Raw genomic sequence first — 22,551 nt, 5'->3', positions numbered from 1 at the left:
AATCTCCAAGTTTCCAAAACCATGACCGTTAAGAGCTCGTCATTCTCTCAAGAACAACTTCAAAGCTTAAACTTTGCCCAAGGTACAGCACTGGTGATCGCTTATATCTCTGCCAACGCTAATTTTGCAAGTACTGTTAATCAACTTCAGAGTCAGCTAAATTTTGCTAAAACTGTTTTATATATTATGACGGCCGGAGAATTGGGTGGGCAACAAACCCCTTTTTACCACACAACCCATAATAATAATGATGACATTGTTTTACATAGCTACAGTGAAGAAATTTTATCGGAAGTGAGTGCACATAGTATTAAACTCGTTGAGCCATCTGCGCCACAAATAAGCACCCAGCGAATAGAATACATTCAAAAGCAACTGGCACAGATTAAGCCGTCTTTTTCCATTAACAGCCTCAATACTGTAGCCATAACCTATTTCGATGGATTAACAGCTAGCGAAGACTTCTTTACTCAAGCACTTTATCAGACCGATACCCTTCCTTGTTATTTCATCGGTGGTAGTGCGGGTGGCAAATTAGATTTTACGCAGGCATCTGTGGCTTTAAACGGCAAAGTATTAGCACAATCAGCGATGATCGTGTTTTGTAAAATAGCCCCAAAATATCGTTATGGGATCTTAAAGACCCATAATTTTGCTCCCTCAGGTTTTGCATTAGATGTAGCAGAGTTTGATCCCTTTAGCCGTACCCTAAAAACAGTTTTATCCAAACAAAAAAACCTTATTACCCCGGTAGAAGCCCTCTGTAACTACTTTAATTGCAGCGAAGAAAAATTAAACGATGCATTGAATGGATACTCATTTGGTGTCGAAATTGGCTCATCCATTTACATTCGCTCGATTGCGTCAATCAATGACGATGGCTCAATTACCTATTTTGGGAACTTAGAATTTGGCGAACAGCTATTACTCGTCAAGGCGCATAGTTTCGTTGAAACAACTCAGCGTGATTATGAAACATTTCTACGTGATAAGCCCAGTAAACCTATCGCAATGATTGCCAACGACTGTATTTTGCGTCGCCTTAACAATGACAATAACCTGAACAATCTTCAATGTTTTGACGATATTTGTGTCTCTGGCTATTCATCTTTTGGTGAACTGTTAGGAGTACACCAAAACCAGACGCTTACAGCACTGGCATTTTTTAAAGTCGACCTACAGCAGTCGTTTTATGACGATTATGCCAATAACTACCCATTCTATTACGCAACCTTTAAAAACTACCACTCTCAAATCGCTCTCATCAGTATGCAGCGGATTTATCAACTACAGGCTCAGGTCATTCAAACCATGCAAGAATATCAGCCTCAGTTACGCTCATCAGCTGAAAATTTGCGCCAAATTTCTACAATGACCGAAGATTCAGCAACTCGTCAGCACAGTCTTAAACAAGACTTTGACCAGTTCATGTCACAAATTAATCAGCAAAAAACTCAGCGCGAATCTCTAGCACAGAGCATGGTTCAGCTCAAAGAAAATTCTAAGCAGATTATTGATATCATTCACTCAATTAGTGGGATTGCTGAACAAACCAATTTGTTAGCACTCAATGCAGCGATTGAAGCCGCCCGAGCTGGAGAAGCAGGACGTGGATTTGCCGTTGTAGCTGATGAAGTTAGAGCATTATCTCAGCGAACCCAAAGTAGCCTAGATGAAACCGCACAGACCATTGATCGAGTTTCAAATTCAGTGACTAATATTGATTCATCAATCCGTAATATCAATCAAGTATTAGAACAGATCACTCAAGATTCAGAGAAACTAGGTACTGAGCTCACAGCGTTAGCGAGTGACAGTGATCATATGTCAAAAAGCGCTGAAGTGGGCCTTCAGGAAGCTGATGTAGTCGACAAACAGATGGCTGAAGTCGAACAAGATGCTAACTTGATCAATCATTTATCAACACAGTTACGATATATGACGAGACAATCGAAATAACTGTTTACATAGACTTAAATTAAGTTTTATCGTACAATGATAATGATTATCAGTTTTTATCCATTATTTCATTTTTAGTAAGTAGCGGATTTTCCTTTATTACAATTAAAAGCAATTACAGATACGCATCTATAACTGCTTTTATTTCTTATAGTTATAATATTTTATGCACCCAGATAACTGTTTACATTTCCAAGACATTGTGGATAACCCATTGATTGAACAAATGCGGGTTGAAAACAAAAAGATCGGACATTTAGATCTAGATTATCAGCGTGTCTGGGTCAAACGCTGTGAAAAAACTAAATCGAACTTATTACATCGTTCAGTTCATGTTTTAACCCACATGAAAATACTCATGCCTGTTGCAAATAAAACGCCTACACAAAGTTTGGCATTTGAAGCATCAAAACTACAATTGCTGGGAGAACTGGGGATTAATGTACCGAGAGTCATCGGTCACGATGAGCAATTCTTATACTTAAGTGATACTGGAATAGATCTACGCAGTTACTTTAAAAAAAATTCCCTTAGTAATAAGCAACGCACAGAAATTATTCTAAAAGCGTTGAGACAATTAGCCAGAATCCACAATGCGGGGAATTATCACGCAGGTGCACAAATAAAAAATTATACAATTGATGATTCAGGGGTCGTCTCAGCAATTGATTTCGAAGATAGTTTTGACGATAAATGGCCTCTGATTGATATTCAGTTTCGAGATCTATTTTTATTTCTATTATCTTTTAACTCATTAGGTAATCCTGACATTTACGCGCAAGTGATCGACAGCTACATTGAACAGACTGATAACATAGAAATCCAACGGCGGCTTAAACAAACTGCAGAACGATTAAAACCCCTTTTAAAATTGCTTGGCTTTTTTGCCAAACACAACCACCTGAGTCACGACATTATGGGGGTTTATACACTGTTATATTTTCTATCAACCCTTGATTAAATCCAAAGACATTCTCTTATTTGGTGCGCAGGTTGCGGCATCTAAAACGTCAGGGATACAAGGATGGAAGTTATAACAGCGAAATTAAGACGCTTGGTTCCAAGAGAGCTACAAGCTAGGTTAACCTTCTAAAGAAGCCACCTGCCAAGCTTCCCCAAAAATACCAATCACTTCAGTAGATTTTTTCAATGGCAGAGTTCTCTTCTCCTGCGAGACCTAAGCCTTACCAAAGGGTAGAGAGACGGAATAGCTCACACTAAAATGCACATTTAATAAGCTCAACACTTACATATCAATCGCATCTATAAGCTATTCCATAGGACAATTTTAAATACGTTTGATCAAGTGATATTTCGTCAAACAAAACCATATAACATGGCTGGTAAGTTAGTTTGGGTTGAAAAGAATTCAGCTCAACTCTAACTGGCTGAAGACACCAGAAAATCGAGCATCTACCCGCTCAGTTCGGAGCCCGTGACCCGCTCAACTTAGCCATAAAAAAATCCGATATCTTTTGCCGATATCGGATTTTTACATTGGAGCTATCGGTTTATTATTGCTAAATTAAGCGACCGAGGTGCTACCCAGTAGGCGATTCACTCGCTGCACAAAATCTGCAGGGTTTTCTAAGCTTCCTTTTTCAGCCAGTTCAGCCTGCTGTAATAACAGTTGCGTCCACTCAGCAAATTGTTGCTCATCTTGCTCATCGGCCAGCTGTTTAACCAAACTGTGATCAGGGTTTAACTCAAAGATGTATTTCTGCTCAGGAACACTTTGACCTGCAGCCTGCATCAGTTTGATCATCTGGGTACTCATATCGTTTTCACCCACTACGATACATGAAGGCGTATCAGTCAAACGATAAGTCAGACGAACATCTTTCACTTTATCACCCAAAATTTCTTTAACATGGTCAATAAAGGATGCATATTCGCTTTCATCCTGTTCTTTACGCTTTTTCAGCTCTTCATCATCTTCCAGTTTACCTAGGTCTAAATCGCCCTTGGTAACTGAAACAAATTCCTTGCCATCAAACTCAGTAAGGTGGTTCATCAGCCATTCATCGATACGCTCATGCATGAGCAGGACTTCAATACCTTTCTTACGGAAGATCTCAAGATGAGGACTGTGAGCTGCAGCTTCATAACTATCGGCAGTGATATAGTAAATTTTATCCTGCTCTTCTTTCATTCGGCTTACATAATCATCCAGCGAAGCGGTTGGTTCTGAACTGTCGGAATGGGTTGAGGCAAACCGCAACAACTTGGCAATTCGTTCCCGGTTAGCAAAGTCTTCCGCAGGACCTTCTTTTAATACATTGCCAAATTCTTTATAGAATTTTTGGTATTCATCCCCTTCACGTTTCGCCAATTTTTCCAACATACTTAATGCACGCTTCGTGCAAGCCTGACGCAAGTTGGCCGTGATCTTAGTATCTTGTAAAATTTCACGCGAAACATTCAGCGGTAAGTCGTTTGAATCGAGTACACCTTTGACAAAACGCAGATAATTCGGCATAAACTGCTCTGCATCATCCATAATGAAAACGCGCTGCACATAGAGTTTCAAACCATGCTGATGATCACGATTCCACATATCCCAAGGCGCTTTCGAGGGGATATACAACAAACTTGTATACTGCTGCTTACCTTCAACTTTGTTATGACTCCAGATTAATGGATCTGCAAAGTCATGAGAGATGTGTTTATAAAATTCTTTATATTCATCATCCGTCACTTCGGATTTCGAACGCGTCCACAGTGCTTGAGCCCGGTTAATCGCTTCCCATTCACCTTCAGTGGCTGGGATTTTTTCACCATCGTCACCTTCTTTTTCCGGTTCGCCTTCTTTATACATTTCAACCGGAATACTGATGTGATCAGAGTATTTAGTAACTAAAGAACGCAGTTTCCAATCATTGAGAAATTCTTGTTCTTCGTCACGCAGATGCAACTTAATGCGAGTCCCACGATCGGCTTTTTCAATATCCGTGACTTCAAATTCACCTTTACCTTCAGATACCCAACGCACGCCTTGCGACTTATCTGAACCAGCTGCTCGAGTCTCAACGGTTACTTTATCGGATACAATAAATGAAGAATAAAAGCCGACCCCAAACTGACCAATCAATTGTGAATCAGCCGCTTGATCCCCGGTTAAATTACCAAAAAACTCTTTCGTTCCAGATCTTGCGATCGTTCCAAGGTTATCGATCACCTCTTCTCGAGTCATGCCAATACCATTATCATCAATTGTGATGGTATGTGCATCTTTATCAAAACTAATTCGGACCCGGAGATTCGCATCGTCTTCATATAACGCATTATTTTCTAATGCCTTAAAACGAAGCTTATCTGCTGCGTCCGCAGCATTAGAGACTAATTCACGAAGAAAAATCTCTTTATTGGAATACAATGAATGGATCATTAAATGCAGCAACTGCTCAGTATGTGCATTAAACTTATGATTTTCGGTGTGTTGTTCTGCCATTATTTGCAAATCTCCACGCTATTTTGGCTTCTATCCAATTTGATGGCTTATATCTGAGGTCGTGCATGTTAATTTTCAATGGCTAAACCATATTTTTTCTAAAAGAGCGTTATAAGAACAACAAATAAATTTGCGATTGCTCACAATTTAGCCAAACTCGACCATTCAAGTTCATCCTTTGACTATAATGAAAGTGTAAAAAAGCTCCTTGCATAGAAACTCAAAATGTTACCTTTTTAAAGGTAACCGGGCCCGGAATGATAACCCGGGCCCTTATTTTTTATACCGATATAAAATCAACAAAGTGACGGTTTATGGGATCCGCTGCCAGCTTGTTTTATGGCCAAACCCTAACCGGTTATTGGTCATTTTCAGACTTTGTACCTCAAGCAACCAAACCGGAGCAGGTTTCGCTCTAGCAATTGGAAATACTTCGTAATACAGCTTCCGTGCTTGTTTTTCTGCTTCATCGCGTAATAGCACTGCCTTGGCACTATATTGTATCCCCTGCAAATGCGCGATGGTTTGTTCCTGTGTTACGACCGTGCCACAAACCTGCGGCGAATCAAGCATAATACGACCATGACGTGTTTTTAAAGAGCTTAAAATAACAAATCCTTGGTCAACTGGTGACCAAACATAAAAGCAATTGGCAGCCCATAAACCTTGTTCATCCATTCCAGCAACACTTAACACGTGATGAGATGTAAGGTAATCAATAATAGGTTGTGGAATCGCTTCATATGGCAAATTACGTCTCATAAACATCAAACTTCTTAGTTAAGGACTATGGGTGACTTTGTGTATCAGTTATTCTGGCTCCAACAAGACTTTATTCTCAGGGCCGATTTCACATCGATGACAACTCAGTTAATGAACCCAATTATACCATAGAGCAACCTCTAGCTCGCCAAACGGCTTGACGTTCTTATATTGATAGTTAACACGGCTGAAAAGTTGATATATTAATCAATTCATTCTAAATTCAAATGGATTTCTAGACGTCTAGATTGACAAACATTAATATCAATATAAAATACCGGAAAATTCTAATGCAATTATAGTTAAATGAGTCAACAAACAGATCAGAACCCTAAACCAAGTGCGATTGCGCTACTGCCTATCGCAGTATTTCTTATTTTATTTATTGGGGTAGGTGCCTATTTCCAGCATATAGGTACCAAATACGCGTTTTATCAACTGCCCTCACCGGTCGCAATTCTGCCAGCCTTAGCGCTAGCATTATTATTAAGTAAACAACGACTCAATAAAGCTATCGACCAGATGATTAGTGGTATGGGACACAACAACATCATCACAATGTGTCTGATATATTTACTTGCTGGTGGGTTTAGTGTTGTTGCTAAAGCAACTGGCGGTGTTGACTCGGTTGTTGGCATTGGCCTAAGTATCATTCCAAGCTGGTTTCTCGTCCCTGGGCTATTCTTGGTTTCAGCCTTTATTGCAACTGCCATGGGAACTTCAATGGGAACCATCAGCGCAGTGGGCCCGATCGCTGTAGGGATCTCGCAAACAGCCGGGATACCAGCACCACTAATGGCCGGAGCAGTGATCAGCGGCGCAATGTTTGGTGATAACCTCTCAATCATCTCGGATACAACCATTGCCGCAACCCGCACACAAAATTGCGAAATGAAAGATAAGTTCCGTGAAAATTTCTGGATTGCGTTACCTGCTGCAATCATTACTTTTGCAGTTTTTTGGTATCTCAGTGGCAGTGCTCAAGCTCCCGTTCATGAGTATAGTATTTGGCCTGCGATCCCTTACCTATTCATTTTATTTTTAGCCATTATCGGTGTGAATGTATTTATTGTTTTGTCCTTAGGAATTTTAATGGCAGGGCTATTCGGCATTATTGGAATGGACTACGCCTGGCTGACTTTTGCAAAGGATATTTACAAAGGTTTCACCAGTATGCAGGAAATCTTTATCCTATCACTCATGATTGGTGGACTCAGCGAACTAATGCGTCGCCAAGGCGGGCTACATTACTTACAGAAACTGGTAACGAAGCTAGTCTCTATTTTTGGCACCAATAAAGGTACAGCACAACTGGGGATTGCTATTCTAGTTATGTTGACTAATATTTGTACTGCCAATAATACCATTGCCATTTTGATAGCGGGCAGCGTTGCCAAAGAAGTTGCGGATGAACACGAAATTACCGGTCGTCGCAGCGCATCTATTTTGGATATTTTTGCCTGTGTCATTCAGGGACTCATCCCGTATGGCGCTCAGGTCCTGCTACTAGGGAGTCTATTTGGCTTATCCCCTTTAACCATATCAATGATGGCTATCTACCCAATGACATTAGGTGTGGTCTCTCTGATTACACTATTCCTTCGTCATCATCAGAAACCATCTTGTCAACTGGTCTAACAACGATGCCTTGGCCACCATATTTTAGTGGCCAGGGCTATTTACGCTTTACGCAACGCAAATTTAAGCTTTAATCTCTTTGTTTAATCCACCATTAACGACTCACCTAAGAACAATACTTGCGTCACTTACAGCAAATATTTACCATTTGCGATACAAACCTCGATGATTAGCATCATTGAACTATAAATTCCGACGATTTTTTAATGGTCATGCTTTCCCCCGATAGTTTGAATCTCCAATGTTGAAGACACTATATTCTAAACACTGACACACTCAGTCAGCCATCTGATACGACTACTTGTCTAATTACCAGCATGCTCATTTTTATTTAATCCCCCAACAGGCCATCTATCTCCGTAGCTTACGCATATTTGAGAATGCTCACTTAAAGTTAGGTCAGCTCTTGCTGCTGTCTGAGCTGACTTTTTTTGCCTTTGCCAGGGATTATCACGAGTGCAATGCCCACTAAAAAGATGCTGCATGAAACCCACTGGATCAATGATAACCGTTCACCAAACATAAGCTGGCCGCTGATAAGAGCAAAGATAGATACCAATAAGGTAAACGGTGCCATTAAATTTAGTGGGTATTTGACCACCATCTTATTCCATATCCAGTAGCCAAACAGTGTCGTCGGATAAGCTTGAAATAAAACAGACAACCAAGCATGAACATTCCATAAAGCGAATGACTGAGTGATGACATTTACCCCATCGAGGGCTACCGCTAACAAAAGTAGTGGAATGGGCGCGCACAACATCCCCCACAAATTAAAAGCAAATACCGATTCACCTGCGTATTTACGCACCACCACACTGCTTAAGGGCCAACAGATCACCGATATTAGCATCCATATGACCCCCATAAATGTTACATTGCCGTTAGTTGCAGTGATTGAAATCACCAATCCCACCAAAGATAAACCAATTGCCAACGCCATTCTAAATGAGATCACTTCCTTATAAACGAGTACCCCAACAGCAACCGAGGTTAAAACATCAGTTTGTTGAAGAACCGAAGCCATACCAGAGGATAACCCAAAAGCAATTGAGCTTAACCCAGTTCCCCAAACCCCAACTCCAAACACAATTCCGTAAAGCACTAAATAACGCCACTTCACTGCAGGTTTACGAATAAAAAAGACCATTGGAACCGCGGCAAAGAAAAATCTTGCAGCGGCAATCACTAAAGGATCGATTTCGCTTACCCCTAGCTTAATCATTGAAAAATTGAAACCCCAAATTGCCATGACCAATAATGTCAGAAATAAATCGCGCTTTTGCATCTGATCTCCACTGCGGATGTTGAGGTATGCAGTATCACTTGCAAGTAAAAATCAGTACAGATACAATTTTTTATAAATTAACCAGTACAGTTTTATAATGAGTAATAAATATCAGCAACTTGCCAAACGCTGTATTGATGACATTAAAGCAGGCAAACTGGCCATTGGAGAACGCATGATCTCATTGCGTAACTTTGCCAAAATTCACCACGTTAGTATTTCAACCGCGGTGAACTGTTACGAGCAATTAAGCGCTGAAGGTTGGATAACGGCTAAAGCACAATCGGGTTTTTATGTTTGTAATCCAACAACTAAACTAGCCCCTGCTCCCGTATGGAATAGCTTTGAGCGAACACCAGCGGTTATCGCCAGTAAAAAAGCACTACCGAGAAAACATTCAGGACCACTTGGTGTTTCAACTTTGGAACTTAGTGAACAAACTGAACGGGAGTTTAATGCTTGCTTAAAGCGCGCCATTCGACGCAGTTCTCAGCAACTAATGCTCTATCCTGAAGCCAGCGGTGAAAAAAGTCTGCGCGATGCATTGGCTAGGCACTTCAGTCAACTAGGATTTACGTTGTCGGCTGATGAGTTAGTCATCACCCATGGCTGCCTAGATGCCGTGAAATCAGCACTGTTATCAGTGACTCAAACAGGTGACACAATCGCAGTGAGCTCCCCATGTTTTCACGGACTCCTATCGACCCTCTCGGCACTGAAACTAAAACTTATTGAGATCCCCTCACGCAACGATGGTATCGATCTGGACGAACTAGAATCGCTATTAAAACAAGGGACTATTCAGGCAGGCTTATTTTCAACAACGCATATGAATCCTCAGGGCATTACCATGTCGGATGCTCAAAAGCAGCGACTGGCTCGACTTGCCAATCAATATCGGACACCAATTATTGAAGATGATGTCTACTTTGAACTGAGTCATACGGAGCAAGCCACACTGCCAGCTAGTTTTTATGACACCAACGGCTATATGATCTGGTGCAGTTCGATGTCCAAAACGCTCACCCCGAGTTATCGACTAGGATGGTGTCGGCCCGGGCGATTTTTAGCCACCTATTTAGGACAAAACGAAGAAGTTGCCACTTTTACACAGCTGGCATTGAGCGAATTTATTAACACCGGCGCCTATAGCAAACACCTAAAACGAGCACGTAAACAGCTGAATCAAAACAAACGGCACTATCTGGACTTTTTAAGTCAGAATCTCCCGGAACAAAGCCAAATCACCCACCCTGACGGAGGCTTAGTTTTATGGCTAAAAATCCCCGGATTGCAAACCAAGTGGTTAACACAACAGGCACAAAAAGCCGGTATAGATGTTCGTATTGGTCCTCAATTTACCCAATCAAACCGCTATCAGGATAGTTTGAGACTAAACATTGGCTTTGCCATGACAGAGCAAATCAAACAGCAATTAACCATACTCATCAAATTAATCTACACTTGTAAAACCATGCCGCCTGAATCCCCCACAAATAGTGGTGTGGCGTGAACCATCACTTACCATAGCGGGCTATGTTCTCCATAGTCCTTCTTCTACCACGCCATAACGTAGGGTTTGTGAAAATACTCTCGTAAGCATTAAACGCAGATCAGAATAAAAGATCTGAGCTTGATTTTAGACACAAAAAAGCCAGAACTTTAAATATTCTGGCTTAGTGCTATCTATTTGCTGACTCGTTTCTTTACATCGTTAAAACTCATAGCTGAGTTTCGCTTGTAAGTATCGAGGCTCTCCCGCATAGATAGCGTTTGCATTTTTCGCTGCACTGTAATAAGTCTTGTCAAAAATATTTTTAAGACTTACATCCAAGGTCATATTGGCATTTAATTTAAAACTACTATTTAAGTCAAATGTTGCATACCCCGGCAGTCTCAGCTCATTATCAGTACTGCCATAACTATGGGTCTGTGCTCGAGCTGTTGCCCCCATCTGCCAACGATCATTCACCTCATATGAACCAGTCAATGCGATCCGATGATGTGGTGCATTAATAAACTGATTACCTTTCTCTGAATTGGAGTTTTGCGCACCCTGCAGCACTTTGGTGTCTAAATAAGTATAGGATGAATACAATGATAAATGATTGCTAGCAATGATGTTCAAGGAAACCTCTGCACCTTGACTGCGAACCCTACCTAATGCTGCATCATCACCAGAGTTATTTTTCACAATGACGTTCTTCTTCACAATGTGAAACAGATTAACATCTGCGCTCCAGTTACTATTGGGAGTAAAGTGCAATCCCGTTTCATATTGTTCGCCGCGAGTGGGCTCAAAAGGATTACCGTTTACATCAGTTTTAAGCAAGCTACTCGTCTCATAAGACTGCGCATATCCAAAATGCCAGCGAACTGTTGGGTTAAACTGGTAACTTATACCAGCACTTGGTGTCCAATAATTTTTATGGGTCGAATCATCCTTAGAAGATGACGTAGTTTTAACGGATGTAGTGCGATGCTGCCAGTCCAATCGACTACCAAAGGTGAAACTCAATCGTTGCGTCAACGCCAGAATATCCTGTCCATATACACTATAGGTATCGTAAGTATAAAAAAGATCCCGTCCTGACGAATTTGATATCGAAGCGGTATCAATATAGCTAAATGATGGTGAATAAACGGCAACCGTCAAACTGGGATCATTTTTTCCCAAATTCAGTCGATTAAAATTATTGCGAGTGTGTGCCCAGCCGAATCCGAATGTCAGGTTATGTTTAATCGATCCCGTTTGGAGCTGTCCGGTAAAATAACTATCCAACTGATGATTTAATTGATAATTCAGTTGATTACGGTAGTGTCGAAGAACTTCAGAATCAGTCACACGGCCGACATCAAAATTAGTTCGCGCATCCCGATGCCAAACACTGCGCCAACGGGTTGTATTATGCCAACCTGCGACGAGGTCGCGCTGATAAGTTAATGTCGCTGAAACACCTTGGTCACTAGCTTGATTTTGCGGGCCATAATAATTGGTAGATATCGCTGCAACTTTATTAATATCACTATCCGGAGCGACCAATGCTGACGCATAGTTATATGTATATCGGGTTAACTCAAATTGAGCCATCAGTGATTGCTTATCGTCAACCAGCCAAGTGAACATAGGGGTTAGATAATAGCCATGAGTATTCTGATAATCAGCAAAGCCGCTATCTCCTTTGTAATCTCCGATCACTCGGTACAAAAAGTCTTGGTGATCGTTGACGGTCCCAGTGCTATCAAACGCAATGCGGCGCGCCCCAATCCATCGGTTAGTTTGACTACTCAGATAACTGCCACCTGCAATTTCAATTTTATGATAACTTTGTGCTTGCGGCTTCTTTGTTACAATATTAAGAGTCCCTCCCACTGGCTGACTGCCATATAGCATCGAACCCACACCTTTGAGGACATCCACATGATCCACAGCAATCATTGGAATTTGATTATCCTTTAAGGCCCAAGCATTCATTCCATCTATTTTGACGCTGTCTCGACTCAGCGCAAAACCGCGAGAAGTGTAACTATAGCTGTTCGTGCCACTCGCTTGGATGCCGGGTAATATCGATATTGCATCGGATAACTCACGCGGCTGAGAATCATCTATTTCAGCTGATGTCAGTTGATTGACTGTCACACTTTGTTCATCCGCTGCAGCAGAGGTCTTAGTGGTTATTTGAGTTGAGTTAGCAGAGACATTAAGCGTATTTAATTTAACTCGATTGTCGGCAGCGTATGCGCAAGATATTGCACCTAAACAAGCTACAGCAACAACAGAAAGGCGAAAAACAGGCGACATGAAAATCCTTATTCGTAAATGTAAATGATTCGCATTCTATTTTTATAGCAGCACAAATACAACCTATTGTGACTAATAACTCATATATAAATAAAAATAATTATCAATTTCATTTACCATGTCTCCATGATTAGGCTAGAATACCTCCTTTTACAGAAGTTAGTCTCTCAATGCGCCATATCCGCCCTATTGTCTGGATCGCCGGATTAATTCTTTTAGCGCTTAGTTTTGTCAGTTGGGCTCATCCGCTACGCGTTGTTGCACTAGAATTTTCGTTTGCTGAAGATCTTACAGCGATAGGGATCCATCCCGTCGGAATTGCCGATGATGGCCGAGCAAATCAATTGATCAATGCAGTGAGGAAATTTCCTTACCAATCGGTTGGGAGTCGAGCACAACCCAACATTGAGGCAATAGCAAGTTTAAAGCCTGATTTAATCATCGCCGATCGCGACCGCCACCAACTCATCAAAGATCAACTTAACGCTATTGCGCCAACATTGTTATTAAGCTCAAAACGCACCAACTATAGCCAAAGTCTCAAAGTTGCCAAAAGGATTGCCCAGGCCGTTGGCAAAAAAGCAATCATGGAGAAACGAATTGCACAACAGCATCATTATTTTGCTTCATTAAAATTTCAGCTGAGACGCTGCCAACATCAACGAATTTTATTCGTGATTTCCCGAGGTCGCACTTTATATGCGCATGCGGCGGACTCATTTGTTGGAAGCATTTTTGAGCAATTGGGGTTTATCAGTGCGGCGACTGGTTTTAGTAATAGTCAACCCAGCCGTCAAATCAATATCGAACAGCTACTTTGGATTAATCCAGATATCATCGTATTAGGTAAGTATGGACGTTTTGCACTCTCGCAAATTTGGAAACATGACCCTTTATGGAATGCACTTAAAGCCGTTAAAGATCACCACGTCTATTCTGTTCAAGCGAGCATCTGGAGCAGAGGTCGAGGAATTCTAAGTGCAGAACAAATAGCTAAGCAATTAACCGCGAAATTAGCTGGAGAATGCTCATGAGCCGTTTGAGTCATACCATGTTACTTTTGCTCATCAGTATTGTTCTGGCGGGATGGCTTGCCAATACCCAACTGTCACTCATAAGGATCAATTCCCAAGAGCTATGGCAGCTTTTAACCACTTGGCATGTCCATAATATGGGTGAATTAATCATCGCACAATTACGCCTACCACGCTTTGTCATGGCACTAATAGTTGGCAGTGCTCTAGCGTGTTCTGGCTGCACGATGCAAGCAATTACCACGAATCCGCTCGCTTCGCCAAGTCTGTTTGGCGTGAATGCAGGAGCGGCCTTAGGATTGGTCGTTGCAACATTATTTGCAATTCCGGTCCAATTTGGAGATACCTTATTAAGTATGGCTGGGGCAGCACTATGCTGGGGCTTGGTCATGTTAATTGGTGCAATCGGACAAGCAAGCCAGTTACGTCTTATTTTAGCTGGAGTGATGATCAGCACATTTTGTGGTGCACTCACCAAAGCGCTATTACTCTTTCATGAATCCAGTAGTCATAGTCTGTTATCTCAATTAGCCGGCTCCCTAGCTGGCGTCCGCTGGCCTGTCGTACAGCAAACTGCAGTCGTGGTCATTCCACTATGCCTGCTATTATGGATGCTTAGTTCACGTCTAAACCTGTTTGCGCTAGGCTCGACACATACACAGTTATTAGGGATTGCCACTTGGCAATGGCAGTTTATTTTTAGCCTAATTACACTTATTTTGGTTGCCTCAATCGTGAGTCATTGTGGTTATTTTGGATTTGTTGGGCTCATCGTCCCCCACTTAGCTAGGCGTCTGGTTGGCCATCGCCACCAACGACTAATACCTTGTGCCGCGTTACTAGGAGCTTCGCTAGTGTGCTGGGCAGACCTGCTATCCCGAGCCATTAGCTTTCCTACCGAAACCCCTGCTGGCGCCGTACTCGCACTCATCGGTGCACCATTTTTTCTATATTTAGTACGCCGACAATGAAAAATTTACCATTCAAGCTAATCATTCTATCCATCGCTATCACAATTGTTATTGCTGCAAGTATTCGCATAGGTTATGCACCTGCCGGAACTTGGAATAGCTGGAATATGGTTGTTAGCCAAAGGTTCGCCCGAGCCTTAATTGCTGTTTGCATTGGTGCGTTGTTAGCCATGAGTGGCGTATTAACTCAAACAACCGTGCAAAACCCACTCGCCTCCCCTGATATCCTTGGAATTAGCCATGCTGGCGCTTTAGCTGCGACCCTAACACTCACCCGCTTTCCATCCTTTCCGATGACATCACTACCTTGGGTGACATTGACAGGTTCATTGGCCGGGGCAATCGCATTAAAGTGCTGCATAGCTAAGCGCGAAAATCCAATTTATATTGCAACCATTGGGATTGCTCTATCTGCGCTATTTGCTGCAATAACTGAATACTTATTGCTCAGTCGTTCAGAAACAACCTCAAGCGCATTATTATGGCTAACAGGGAGTCTATGGGGGCGCAGTTGGAATACGCTACTTTGGTTATGGCCTGCGCTCATTGCACTCATTATTGTCAGTATATTTCATCGGAATTTCAATCTATTGCTAGTTGGGAAAGACCAAGCACATTGTCTAGGAACTTCCCCCAAACATATCCAATATATTGCGTTGGGATGTGCTGTCTTATTCAATGCCTTAAGTGTAGCAGTCTGCGGCCCCCTAGGATTTATTGGCCTAGTCGCCCCGCATATTGCTCGCAGACTATTTGGCGGTTGCCATCAATGGTTGATTCCAGGAGCCGCTATTGTGGGCGCATTGTTATTACTGGTTGCTGACTTGGTTGGGCGAGTCATTCTCATGCCCGTTGAAATCCCCGCAGGGGTTCTCACCGCTTTGTGTGGTGCCCCCTACTTTCTTTGGTTATTGTTGAAAAGCGAGCGTCGTTAATATGTTGTCGCTAGAAAATGTTAGTGCTGGATATAAAGATACACCTGTTATTAGCCATATCTCGGCTGAATTTACACCGGGGAAAATTTATGCCTTATTGGGTCCCAATGGCTGTGGAAAATCAACATTACTGCGAACCATAGCACAACTCCAGCCAGTCATTAGTGGTCAAATTAACTACCAAGGCCAATCCATTAGCCGATTAACAAACCGCCACCGAGCCAAAGTATTCGCGATGCTCAGCCAACAGAATCCGATCCCAGAAGGAATTAATGTTCGTCAACTGGTCGAATTTGGTCGAACACCGCATCAGCGCTTTTTCGCCAAACTCACAGCCACTGATCAACATATTATTGAACAAAGCATGCAATGGTGTGAACTTGATGAAACACTCATCCATAAACCTCTGAGTGATTTATCTGGTGGGCAACGTCAACGGGCATGGCTGGCAATGGCTCTGGCTCAACAAAGCCAATATTTATTGCTTGATGAACCGACAACCTATTTAGATCTGAAACATCAAATCAAACTAATGAATATTCTTAATACCTTGAAAGAAAAAGGTAAAACAATTATTTGCGTCCTTCACGATCTCAATCAAGCCAGCCACTACTGCGATGAATTAATGATTCTAAACAATGCTCAGCTTTATACCCAAGGGCCTCCGGATAAGGTAATGACGTCGCAAATGCTGGAAAACGTCTTTGAAATTAAAGCAACTATTTCACGTAATGAGCAAAGTAATACCCCCATGGTGATTTTACCTTAGAAAAGAAGAGCGATGAATTAATATAGAGGGGGTTAAACAGGCTGATCTGAATCAATAGATTGGTTAATTTAAGAATTTATCGTCAGAAAAGATTCCTATTTCTTACCTCTTCACGCAAAATATCCACCCTGTAGGATGCTTAAAGCTATTAAGTATTATGTAAGTTAAGTCGTAAAAGGAAGATTGAAAATATGAATCAGCAACTGTCTGGTGAAGCAATAAGCCCAGCCGAAATGACAGCTCAAGCCAAAAGTTATGGTCACAAAAAAATTGTCAAAGATCCTAACTCTTCGTTTTTGTTAGCCATTGCTGCTGGAATGTTTATTGCTCTGGCGTTTGTGTTTTACACCACGGTCACCACCGGTAGCGGCAATTCTGGACTAGCCCATTTGGCAGGCGGAATTGTATTCAGCATGGGGCTCATTTTAGTTGTATTATGTGGTACAGAGCTTTTTACCAGCACTGTATTATCGTTGATTTCTCGAGTCAATAATGAGGTCTCAACGACAGCTTTACTAAATTGTTGGGTACGCGTGTATTTCGGCAATATGGTTGGTTCACTATTTATTGTCTTGCTAATCATGGGGTCTGGGACCTATTTGGGTAGCCAAGGACAATGGGGATTAAGTGCATTGCATCTGGCCGAGCATAAAATCCATCACACATTTATCCAAGCCTTCACTTTAGGGGTTTTGTGTAACATGATGGTGTGTCTGGCTGTCTGGTTGACTTTTGCAACTCGTAATCCATTAGCCAAAGCAATGCTGATGATTTTACCCGTAGCGATGTTTGTTGCATCGGGTTTTGAGCACTGTGTAGCAAATATGTTTATGATTCCTATGGGGATCTCAATTCATTATTTTGCTGATGCAAGCTTTTGGCAAGCCATTGGCATACCCAGTCAGCATTTTGCAGACTTAACTATTAGTAACTTTATTATTAATAATTTAATCCCCGTCACATTAGGTAATATTGTAGGTGGGGCAGTTATCATTGGACTTGGTTTCTGGACTATCTTTAAATCAAAAGTTGCGAAGTCCAAACACCAAGAATCAACAGCAGCAGAACTGGGCTAAAATAGCTTAGAGTTTCGCCGCAAGGAGAGATGACATTATGTTACGCATCATTCAGAAAATGCCTATTCGCGACCTTATGAATGATAATCCGTTGACCCTTGGACCTTCCACAGGCCTGCATAGGGCTCTGGGACTGTTACTTGATCACCATGTTGTAGGCGCACCAGTTGTGAGCAAACACAATCAGCTCATTGGATTTGTCTCAGAGCAAGATATTTTGCGTGAGTTATGGGCAAACGATTTTGAATTTAATATCAACCATTGTATTGGGGATATCATGCGCGAAGAAATCGTCACGGTCTCACCCAGCGAAACAATTGATGAACTTGCAGCTTATATGGTCTTTGATCCTAATAAACTGTTTGAGAGTAAAACGTCTAATCCAAATCGAATGCCTGGTAACTTTGACGATGACTTAGTACAAGCCCAAGTCACTCGACCTAAATTGTATCCAGTGGTTGAAAATGGTTTTGTGTTAGGAACGATTGATCGACAAACCTTATTGCGGGCCTTTCATCGATTGGCGGCCCAGATAGAAGGTCAAAGAGCCGCAGAAAATGCGTGACACTCAATAATAAAGAGCCACTATCCAGTGGCTCTTTATTTTTAGTTGGTCTTAGAGTCACTCGTTAGCTTTGAACCATCGGCGGCATACATACACCTGTCCCAGCAATCCCACAATAACCATTAGGGTTTTTAGCCAAATATTGCTGGTGGTATTCTTCAGCATAATAGAACTCTTCTGCAGGATGAATCTCAGTTGTAATAGCCTCTTTACCTGATTGAGCCAAAGCCTGTTGATAATTTTCTAAAGCACGTTCAGCAATTCGGTACTGATAAGGATTCGTTGTCAGCAGCATTGAACGATACTGTGTTCCAATATCCCCACCCTGCTTCATGCCTTGAGTCGGGTCATGGCTTTCAAAAAATACTTTTAATAAGCGTTCATAACTGGTTCTAACTGGATCGAACACGACTAAAACAGCTTCTGCATGCCCTGTTTGTCCGGTACATACTTCTTCATATGTCGGATTAGGCGTATATCCCCCTGCGTAACCCACTGCCGTTGTCACAACACCAGGCTGTTCCCAGAGCAGTCGTTCTGCCCCCCAGAAACATCCCATCGCGAAATAGGTAACTTCCATTGATTTATCAAATGGCCGTAAATAAGACGTATGGTGAACATAATGTTCCCCTGACACGGGCATCTGTTCTTCCCGACCCGGCAGTGCTTCTGCAGATTTTACCATCACCGTTTTATCCACCATTGTTCCTCCTATACGGCAAATTGCCGACATATTGCATTAACCGTTGCCATCATAGCCTAAACTAAAATTTACAGACATACTGAAACAACCAGAAATTGAGCGTATGTTCAAAAGTAAAGCAACGAGTAAGTATGTTTTTAAAAACAAGTAAATATGAACTTGTTAATGGATCTATCATCCATAAAAATGAAAAGGCACTTAGTGCCTTTTCATTTATTTACGTTTAAGCGGACCCAAAAAGATTAACTAACCATTTACTTTAGCCCAAGTATCTCGCAAACCAACGGTACGGTTAAAAATTAAATGTTCATCTGTGGCATCACTGTCTTTACAGAAATACCCCTGACGTTCAAATTGATACCCTTTACCGACTTCGGCTTTGCTCAAATTCTCTTCAACAAAACCATGTAAAATAGTCAACGAATCGGGGTTGATTGTCGCTAAGAAATCATCCGCTTTACCCGGATTGGGGACCTGAAATAATCGATCATACACTCGAAATTCTGCCGGAATATTACAACTAGCACTCACCCAGTGAATAACCCCTTTCACTTTACGACCTTCAGGATTATGACCTAAAGTCTCTGGATCATAACTACAATAAATAGTCGTTATATTTCCTTCACTGTCTTTTTCAACACGCTCCGCTTTAACAACGTATGCATTGCGTAAACGAACTTCTTTACCTAAAACCAGTCGTTTGTATTTTTTATTTGCTTCTTCTCGAAAATCTTCGCGCTCAATATAGAGCTCTCGAGTAAACTTCACCTGGCGTTCACCCATAGCTTCATTTTGTGGATGAACAGCGGCACTGATAAGCTCTTCACGATCTTGCGGGTAATTTTCGATCACTAAACGTACTGGGTCTAAAACAGCCATAGCCCGAGGGGCATTCTCATTCAAATCCTCGCGCACACAAGCTTCCAGCATTGCCATTTCAACCATGTTTTCCTGTTTAGTGACACCAATACGCGAGCAAAAATCCCGAATTGATTCTGGTGTATACCCACGCCGACGCATCCCAGCAACAGTTGGCATTCGCGGATCATCCCAGCCATTCACATGCCCACCTGTTACTAATAAATTTAATTTTCGTTTAGACGTGACTGTATATTCTAAGTTTAAACGTGAAAATTCATACTGATGAGGGCGCGGCTGCCAATCGACAGAAACATTATCGAGAACCCAATCGTATAAGCGGCGGTTATCTTGAAATTCAAGAGAACATAGTGAATGAGTGATCCCTTCTAAAGCATCAGACAAACAGTGCGTAAAATCATACATTGGATAAATACACCATTTATCACCGCTTTGGTGATGACTGGCAAAACGAATTCGGTATAAAACTGGATCTCGCATAACCATGAATGGCGAACTCATATCAATTTTAGCACGCAAACAAGCTTGGCCTTCTTGATATTTACCCTGGCGCATATTTTCAAATGCACTTAGGTTTTCTTCCACCGAAGTTTCCCGATAAGGACTTGGTTGACCCGGTTCTGTCAGCGTTCCACGATATTCACGAATATCTTCAGGAGAAAGAAAGTCGACATAAGCTTTGCCTTGTTGAATCAGGTCAAGTGCAAATGCATAAATTTTGTCAAAATAGTTCGATGAGTAGCAAATATCACCACTCCATTGGAATCCCAACCACTGAACGTCTTGCAGAATTGATTTAACATAATCGATATTTTCTTTTTCTGGATTTGTGTCGTCAAAACGCAGATTACACTTTCCTTGATAATCTTGAGCAATTCCAAAATTCAGGCAGATCGATTTAGCATGACCGATATGTAAAAAACCGTTTGGTTCCGGTGGGAACCGAGTCTGGATAGTTGTATGCTTGCCCGTTTTTAAATCTTCATCAATAATCTGACGAATAAAATTACTCGGGCGTGATACCGCCTCACTCATCGCTGTTCACCTATGTATTCATTTGTCCTCGAATAGCAGAGTATAATCGCTAATATAAGAGTGAACTACAACCCTTTAAGGAACAGTTTTTAAATAACTGTAGTGATGCTGAACAGTTTGCTGGATAAACATACAAAAAAGGTCCGCAAAACGGACCTATAGACGCATTAACCAACAAAACTAATCTGATAATATCCTTAGTTCTCCGGCAAGAATTTCTGCTCTCGGGCCTATAATTACCTGCAGGTTTTGCTCTCCTAATTTTACCAAACCTTTGGCCCCCAATTGTTTTAATGAATCTTCATCTATTCGACTTCGATCCACCATTTCCAGACGTAATCGGGTAATACAAGCATCAATTTGAGCCAAGTTTGCTTTTCCTCCCAAGGCCTGCAAATACTGTTTAGCCTCCTCTGAAGAACTCATTGGCGCAGCAGGCGTTACAGTTTGTTCCAGAAACTCTCGACCAGGTGTTTTAAGATCAAACGCTTTAATCACCACCACAAATAACACATAGTAGATCACTGCATAGACAGCTCCGACCACCAACAACAGTGCTGGTTTTGTGGCAAGTCCCCAGTTTAAAACATAATCAATCAATCCAGCAGAAAAACCAAATCCATCATGAATGCCTAAATAGGAGCAAACTGCCATGGACAAACCGGTTAAAATAGCATGGATGACATAAAGCACTGGTGCCAAGAACATAAACATGAATTCAATGGGTTCGGTAATACCCGTGAGAAAAGAGGTTAACGCAACGCCAAAGAGCAATCCGGCAACCCGTTTACGGTTTTCTGTTTTAGCGGTGGTGTACATTGCAGCCGCTGCGGCTGGCAGTCCAAACATCATCACTGGATAAAACCCAGTCATAAACAATCCGGCACTGGGATCACCGGCAAAAAAGCGATGTAAATCTCCCGTTGCTGTAACCATTTTTCCGGCAGCATCGAGGTGCTCATAAGAGCCGAACACAAACCATGCAGACATATTTAAAATATGATGCAAACCAAACGGCAACAATAAACGATTCAGTAAGCCAAACACAAATGCCCCAATATCCCCGGAATGAACCATCCAGTTGCCTAACCCATTGATTACACTTTGCACCGGAGGCCAAATCACACTGAATAATAAAGCCAAAATAAGGCTTACGACTCCCGAAAATATCGGAACAAAACGCTTACCACCAAAAAAACCTAGAAATTCAGGTAGTTTAATATTGTAAAATCGGTTGTAACTGAGACCCGCTACAATACCTGAGATAATTCCCCCCAAAACATGAAGATCCAGCTCTTTATTAATCGTTTTAAGCGCGGCCGTTAACACCAAAAACGCGACAGCCCCAGCCAAGGCTGCTGCACCCGCATTATCTTTTGAAAGCCCTACTGCGACCCCAATCGCAAACAGCAGTGCTAAATGGTTAAATATCGCATTGCCAGCGTTAGCGATAAACGGCACATTCAATACATCGGGTAGCCCGATTCGAAGTAATATTGCGGCAATTGGCATGACCGCGATAGGCAGCATTAACGCGCGCCCTAATTTTTGAAAATTCCCCAGTATATTCACCTTGTTCTCCTGTCTAACGGTTAGGGTGTTTGCATGGTCAACGCTCAATAAGTAACTTATTTTTTAATTATAAATTTTTAATAAAATTCATCTTTAAAAGCCTATTTTTTTG

Annotated in this window: 17 protein-coding genes; 10 read left to right on the top strand and 7 right to left on the bottom strand. The window is 41.8% G+C overall.

The genetic code is table 11. The features are described from left to right. Positions 1-21 precede the first annotated feature (21 nt). Both EV690_RS17085 and EV690_RS17080 read left to right on the top strand, forming a co-directional pair. Entirely contained in the window at positions 22-1,959 is a 1,938-nt protein-coding gene (locus EV690_RS17085) for a methyl-accepting chemotaxis protein (RefSeq protein ID WP_165872801.1), read from the top strand. A gap of 214 nt (positions 1,960-2,173) precedes the next feature. Next, entirely contained in the window at positions 2,174-2,920 is a 747-nt protein-coding gene (locus EV690_RS17080) for a BUD32 family EKC/KEOPS complex subunit (RefSeq protein WP_131914238.1), read from the top strand. A 564-nt stretch (positions 2,921-3,484) separates the two neighbouring features. Here EV690_RS17080 and htpG read toward each other — a convergent pair. Together htpG and EV690_RS17070 are read right to left on the bottom strand one after the other, a co-directional pair. Then, positions 3,485-5,410, bottom strand: a complete 1,926-nt coding sequence (gene htpG / locus EV690_RS17075; protein ID WP_131914237.1) for a molecular chaperone HtpG — start codon at positions 5,408-5,410, stop codon at positions 3,485-3,487. Positions 5,411-5,722: 312 nt separating this feature from the next. After that, positions 5,723-6,172, bottom strand: a complete 450-nt coding sequence (locus tag EV690_RS17070) for a PNPOx family protein (protein WP_131914236.1) — start codon at positions 6,170-6,172, stop codon at positions 5,723-5,725. Positions 6,173-6,478: 306 nt separating this feature from the next. On the opposite strand from EV690_RS17070, the gene EV690_RS17065 reads away from it, so the two are divergent. After that, complete coding sequence (locus EV690_RS17065; protein ID WP_131914235.1) at positions 6,479-7,810, top strand: Na+/H+ antiporter NhaC family protein; 1,332 nt, start codon at positions 6,479-6,481, stop codon at positions 7,808-7,810. A 394-nt stretch (positions 7,811-8,204) separates the two neighbouring features. On the opposite strand, the gene EV690_RS17060 is transcribed toward EV690_RS17065, so the two are convergent. Continuing rightward, positions 8,205-9,098 carry an EamA family transporter gene (locus EV690_RS17060; RefSeq protein ID WP_131914234.1) on the bottom strand — a complete coding sequence of 298 codons (894 nt, stop codon included), beginning with the start codon at positions 9,096-9,098 and terminating at the stop codon, positions 8,205-8,207. A 97-nt stretch (positions 9,099-9,195) separates the two neighbouring features. Between EV690_RS17060 and EV690_RS17055 the strand changes: the two genes are divergently transcribed. After that, on the top strand, positions 9,196-10,611 hold the full coding sequence (locus tag EV690_RS17055) for an aminotransferase-like domain-containing protein (RefSeq protein ID WP_131914233.1): 1,416 nt from the start codon (positions 9,196-9,198) through the stop codon (positions 10,609-10,611). A 201-nt stretch (positions 10,612-10,812) separates the two neighbouring features. On the opposite strand, the gene EV690_RS17050 is transcribed toward EV690_RS17055, so the two are convergent. After that, complete coding sequence (locus tag EV690_RS17050; RefSeq protein WP_131914232.1) at positions 10,813-12,900, bottom strand: TonB-dependent siderophore receptor; 2,088 nt, start codon at positions 12,898-12,900, stop codon at positions 10,813-10,815. A 170-nt stretch (positions 12,901-13,070) separates the two neighbouring features. On the opposite strand from EV690_RS17050, the gene EV690_RS17045 reads away from it, so the two are divergent. The 6 genes from EV690_RS17045 to EV690_RS17020 all read left to right on the top strand — a co-directional run bounded on the left by EV690_RS17045 (position 13,071) and on the right by EV690_RS17020 (position 18,250). Beyond that, positions 13,071-13,934, top strand: a complete 864-nt coding sequence (locus EV690_RS17045) for an ABC transporter substrate-binding protein (RefSeq protein WP_131914231.1) — start codon at positions 13,071-13,073, stop codon at positions 13,932-13,934. Then, positions 13,931-14,905: a FecCD family ABC transporter permease gene (locus EV690_RS17040; RefSeq protein WP_165872800.1), complete on the top strand. Its 975-nt coding sequence runs from the start codon at positions 13,931-13,933 to the stop codon at positions 14,903-14,905. The genes EV690_RS17045 and EV690_RS17040 overlap by 4 nt, the downstream gene beginning before the upstream one ends. Beyond that, on the top strand, positions 14,902-15,840 hold the full coding sequence (locus EV690_RS17035; RefSeq protein ID WP_131914229.1) for an iron chelate uptake ABC transporter family permease subunit: 939 nt from the start codon (positions 14,902-14,904) through the stop codon (positions 15,838-15,840). The genes EV690_RS17040 and EV690_RS17035 overlap by 4 nt, the downstream gene beginning before the upstream one ends. A 1-nt stretch (position 15,841) precedes the next feature. After that, positions 15,842-16,609: an ABC transporter ATP-binding protein gene (locus EV690_RS17030; RefSeq protein WP_131914228.1), complete on the top strand. Its 768-nt coding sequence runs from the start codon at positions 15,842-15,844 to the stop codon at positions 16,607-16,609. Between the two features lie 191 nt (positions 16,610-16,800). Beyond that, complete coding sequence (focA, locus tag EV690_RS17025; RefSeq protein ID WP_131914227.1) at positions 16,801-17,685, top strand: formate transporter FocA; 885 nt, start codon at positions 16,801-16,803, stop codon at positions 17,683-17,685. A 37-nt stretch (positions 17,686-17,722) separates the two neighbouring features. Next, on the top strand, positions 17,723-18,250 hold the full coding sequence (locus EV690_RS17020; RefSeq protein WP_131914226.1) for a CBS domain-containing protein: 528 nt from the start codon (positions 17,723-17,725) through the stop codon (positions 18,248-18,250). A gap of 64 nt (positions 18,251-18,314) precedes the next feature. On the opposite strand, the gene msrA is transcribed toward EV690_RS17020, so the two are convergent. The 3 genes from msrA to nagE all read right to left on the bottom strand — a co-directional run bounded on the left by msrA (position 18,315) and on the right by nagE (position 22,433). Further along, positions 18,315-18,953 (bottom strand): peptide-methionine (S)-S-oxide reductase MsrA, encoded by a 639-nt coding sequence (gene msrA / locus EV690_RS17015; protein WP_131914225.1) that lies wholly within the window; start codon positions 18,951-18,953, stop codon positions 18,315-18,317. Positions 18,954-19,199: 246 nt separating this feature from the next. Then, complete coding sequence (gene glnS, locus EV690_RS17010; protein ID WP_131914224.1) at positions 19,200-20,867, bottom strand: glutamine--tRNA ligase; 1,668 nt, start codon at positions 20,865-20,867, stop codon at positions 19,200-19,202. Positions 20,868-21,047: 180 nt separating this feature from the next. Then, entirely contained in the window at positions 21,048-22,433 is a 1,386-nt protein-coding gene (gene nagE / locus EV690_RS17005) for an N-acetylglucosamine-specific PTS transporter subunit IIBC (protein WP_207907533.1), read from the bottom strand. Positions 22,434-22,551 lie beyond the last annotated feature (118 nt).

The sequence above is a fragment of the Celerinatantimonas diazotrophica genome, assembly GCF_004339545.1.
Taxonomy (GTDB): domain Bacteria; phylum Pseudomonadota; class Gammaproteobacteria; order Enterobacterales; family Celerinatantimonadaceae; genus Celerinatantimonas; species Celerinatantimonas diazotrophica.
Note: the sequence above shows the minus strand (reverse complement) of the source record. Positions and strands in the feature narration are given on the sequence as shown.

Bases quoted from the DNA above. Each gene is read 5' to 3' on its own strand.
- htpG (WP_131914237.1), bottom strand. From the start codon at position 5,410: ATGGCAGAACAACACACCGAAAATCATAAGTTTAATGCACATACTGAG.
- glnS (WP_131914224.1), bottom strand. From the start codon at position 20,867: ATGAGTGAGGCGGTATCACGCCCGAGTAATTTTATTCGTCAGATTATT.
- EV690_RS17050 (WP_131914232.1), bottom strand. From the start codon at position 12,900: ATGTCGCCTGTTTTTCGCCTTTCTGTTGTTGCTGTAGCTTGTTTAGGT.
- msrA (WP_131914225.1), bottom strand. From the start codon at position 18,953: ATGGTGGATAAAACGGTGATGGTAAAATCTGCAGAAGCACTGCCGGGT.
- EV690_RS17085 (WP_165872801.1), top strand. From the start codon at position 22: ATGACCGTTAAGAGCTCGTCATTCTCTCAAGAACAACTTCAAAGCTTA.
- EV690_RS17055 (WP_131914233.1), top strand. From the start codon at position 9,196: ATGAGTAATAAATATCAGCAACTTGCCAAACGCTGTATTGATGACATT.
- EV690_RS17060 (WP_131914234.1), bottom strand. From the start codon at position 9,098: ATGCAAAAGCGCGATTTATTTCTGACATTATTGGTCATGGCAATTTGG.
- EV690_RS17065 (WP_131914235.1), top strand. From the start codon at position 6,479: ATGAGTCAACAAACAGATCAGAACCCTAAACCAAGTGCGATTGCGCTA.
- EV690_RS17070 (WP_131914236.1), bottom strand. From the start codon at position 6,172: ATGAGACGTAATTTGCCATATGAAGCGATTCCACAACCTATTATTGAT.
- EV690_RS17045 (WP_131914231.1), top strand. From the start codon at position 13,071: ATGCGCCATATCCGCCCTATTGTCTGGATCGCCGGATTAATTCTTTTA.
- focA (WP_131914227.1), top strand. From the start codon at position 16,801: ATGAATCAGCAACTGTCTGGTGAAGCAATAAGCCCAGCCGAAATGACA.
- EV690_RS17030 (WP_131914228.1), top strand. From the start codon at position 15,842: ATGTTGTCGCTAGAAAATGTTAGTGCTGGATATAAAGATACACCTGTT.
- EV690_RS17020 (WP_131914226.1), top strand. From the start codon at position 17,723: ATGTTACGCATCATTCAGAAAATGCCTATTCGCGACCTTATGAATGAT.
- EV690_RS17035 (WP_131914229.1), top strand. From the start codon at position 14,902: ATGAAAAATTTACCATTCAAGCTAATCATTCTATCCATCGCTATCACA.
- EV690_RS17040 (WP_165872800.1), top strand. From the start codon at position 13,931: ATGAGCCGTTTGAGTCATACCATGTTACTTTTGCTCATCAGTATTGTT.